Annotated in this window: 2 protein-coding genes; both read left to right on the forward strand. The window is 63.8% G+C overall.

Annotated features, from left to right (window positions below; genetic code table 11):
• The first annotated feature begins 423 nt into the window (after positions 1-423).
• The gene (locus D7V88_RS40685) at positions 424-834 is read left to right on the forward strand and encodes a hypothetical protein (RefSeq protein ID WP_147449117.1); all 411 of its coding nucleotides are present in this window, start codon (positions 424-426) and stop codon (positions 832-834) included.
• 210 nt (positions 835-1,044) lie between these two features.
• Positions 1,045-2,392, forward strand: a 1,348-nt coding sequence (locus D7V88_RS40690; protein ID WP_158625271.1) for a ParB/RepB/Spo0J family partition protein, incomplete at its 3' end; no start/stop codon positions are given.

Here is a 2,392-nt window from a genome sequence, read left to right on the forward strand (position 1 = left end):
GCAGACGTCTGTTAATGAAGGCATGCAATTGCGCAATTGCATGCCTTCTCCCATTGATGTATACTTTGGTGCGCTGGCGAAGGACTGCATCACCACCAGCGACTGGCCGGGGCTACCCGTCCAGCACCGCCGGCGATAGCCGGCACCGAGGCATCGATGTTCACGACGTGTTTCGCGGACGCCGCTGGGGGCGGCTCTTTTTCCGTCAAGGTGACTGGGCGCTCTGTCCGAGTGATGGGGCCCGGGATGTCACCGCGACGCGGTGCGCGGGGGCAGTGGACGCAGGAGCTGGAGTCCTTTCGCCTCTCCTGGGAGGGGCTCCCGCGTCCGCTCGACGCGAGCTCACTGGAAGCTGCGACGTGGCTTGCCATCGTCAGCCACGTTGATTCCTGCCTCCGTGCCGTCGAGACCCTTGATGCCCTGGTGCATGAATTCACGCGCCACGCCCGGTTCCTGACGCCCTCCCACCTGGCGACACTCAAGGTGTTCGGGCCGGCGGCCCTCGCGCCTCGGCTCCTGGTGGGCGTCCTGTCGTGGGACACCTCGCGGGTGCTCTTCTTCGATGGGACGCGGCTCCGCATGGTCCCGCGCTTCGAGGCTGTCGCCTTCGCGCCGGGCGAGTTGCCCGTGTGGGTAGTCAAACGGCACCCGATGCCCAATGCTCGCCTCGTCATCGATTTGGCGCCCCTCCGCTTCTACTTCTCCCTGCGTAACGACACCTACGGGAGGGACTGGGTGGTGGTGGTCGCTGCCAGCCTCGATGAGGCGAAGGCGCTGGCGTCCTCAGTCTTCTCGGGCGCGCGGCCCATCACGCTGGGAGAGGTACTCTCGTGAGCGGAGACCATGGGTTGTGGTTTTGCGGAAGTGTAGGAAGGGGTTTCGTGCGCGTGTTTCCGCAGACGTCTGTTTTATCGGGCATGCACTTCCGGACTTGCATGGTGGTTGTCTTTGATGTATGACAATCGGCGATGAATCCGGTCCGGGGCACTCCCGGACTGTCACCGCCGGCGATAGCCGGCACGCGAGGTTGCTGTGGGAGCGAAGGTGAAGAAGCAGGAGAAGTCCGCGGTGGTGAAGCCGTCCCGCGCGGACGAGATTCAGAAGGTGCTTCAGGTGGTGTCGTTGCCAGTCAAGCAGATTGTCATCAAGGACAACTACCGCAAGCGCCTGGGAGACCTTACGGGCCTGCGCGAGACCATCCGGGCGCTCGGCGTCCTTCAACCCATCCTGGTGCGCACGATGGGCAAGGGGCAGCACCAACTCGTCGTTGGCCAGCGTCGCCTTGTCGCCTCCGTGGAGGAAGGCCTTTCCCATATCCCCGCTCAGGTCGCGGTGGACATGACGGACATGGACTTCTATGCCATCCAGGCTGTTGAAAACCTCCAGCGTGAAGACCCTCACCCGGTGGAGACGGCGGAGGCGTTCGGTCGCATGAAGAAGGCCGGGGCGAGCGTCGAGCAGATTGCCGCAGACGTCGGCATGAGTCCGTCCTCGATTCGCAACGCCCTGCGGCTCCTGGAACTCTGCCCGATGGGCCGGGAGTTGTTCCTCAAGGGAGAGGTGCTGTCGGCGAGCACTGCCCTCTACGTCGCGCGAATCCCCAACGAGAAGCGCCAGGAAGCGGCGTTGAAGGCGATTCGGGAGGCGCAGAAAAACTCGGCCTATCCCACGGATTTCCTTTCCGCGCGGGACGTCAATGAACTCATCCACCGCGACTTCCTGCTGGACTTGAAGAAGGCGCCCTTTAACGTCGCGGATGAGAAGTTGCTTGCTTCCGTCCCCTCCTGCACCGCATGCCCGAAGCGCAGTGGGAACGACGTCGCCTACTCGAATGAGAAGAACAAGGACCTGTGCACCGACAGCGTGTGCTGGGGCAACAAGGTTGGGGCTAGCTGGGCGCTGACGAAGATGGCGGCCAAGGAGGAGGGCAAGCAGGTCCTCTCCGCCACCGAGGCCAAGACCGAGTTCGACCAGTACGGCGGGCGCCTCAACTACAAGTCGAAATTCGTGGACCTCACGGAGCCGGTCCGTGAAGACCCGAAGGGGCGGACGCTGAAGGCCTTGCTGAAGACGGTCCTCAAGAACGACCCCTCGAAGGTCATCGTCGCCCAAAGCCCGAAGGGGGACGCGCGTGAACTCCTCCCTCGCGCGGGTATCGCCAACTTGCTGCGCCAGGCAGGCCACGATTTCCGTGCTGAGTCTCGACGTGAAAGGGAAGAGAATGAGGCCCGACGCGCCGCGGATCCTCGCGTGCTTGAGCGGAAGGTGAAGGAGGCCACCGCGACGGACTCTGTGCGTCGCATCCGCGAGGCGGCTGGCAACGCGTCCGAGGCAGTCCTCCTCCGCGCCCTTGCCGGAAGCTTCCCGGAGGACTCCTTCGCAATCCATGATG

The organism is Corallococcus terminator, from assembly GCF_003611635.1.
Classification (GTDB): domain Bacteria; phylum Myxococcota; class Myxococcia; order Myxococcales; family Myxococcaceae; genus Corallococcus; species Corallococcus terminator.